Genomic DNA, 323 nt, shown 5'->3' on the forward strand with positions numbered 1-323 from the left:
AGCGCCCGCTGACGGTGCTGGTGCTGCGCCTGGGCATCATCGGCATGGTGGTGTTCGGCGCATTCCACAATGCAACCCTGGCCTGGGCGCTGGGTGACATCGGCGTCGGCCTGATGAGCTGGCTGAACATCATCGCCATCCTGCTGCTGCAAAGGCCTGCCCTGGCCGCACTGCGCGACTACGAGCAGCATCGCCAGGCCGGCAAGGATCCGCTGTTCAACCCGAAACTGCTGGGCGTGCGCAACACCAGCGTGTGGGAAGGCTGACAGGATCGGGGTCAGATCCCTCGCCAGGGCGAGGGCTCTGACCCACGCCATTGCCCG

Annotated in this window: 1 protein-coding gene; it reads left to right on the plus strand. The window is 66.3% G+C overall.

Features of this window, described 5'->3' with window-relative positions; genetic code table 11:
- Positions 1 to 266, plus strand: a 266-nt coding sequence (locus EN861_RS34725) for an alanine:cation symporter family protein (protein ID WP_135928237.1), incomplete at its 5' end; no start/stop codon positions are given.
- Positions 267 to 323 lie beyond the last annotated feature (57 nt).

The sequence above is a fragment of the Mesorhizobium sp. M8A.F.Ca.ET.218.01.1.1 genome (assembly GCF_004791165.1).
In the GTDB taxonomy this organism is placed as follows: Bacteria; Pseudomonadota; Alphaproteobacteria; order Rhizobiales; family Rhizobiaceae; genus Mesorhizobium.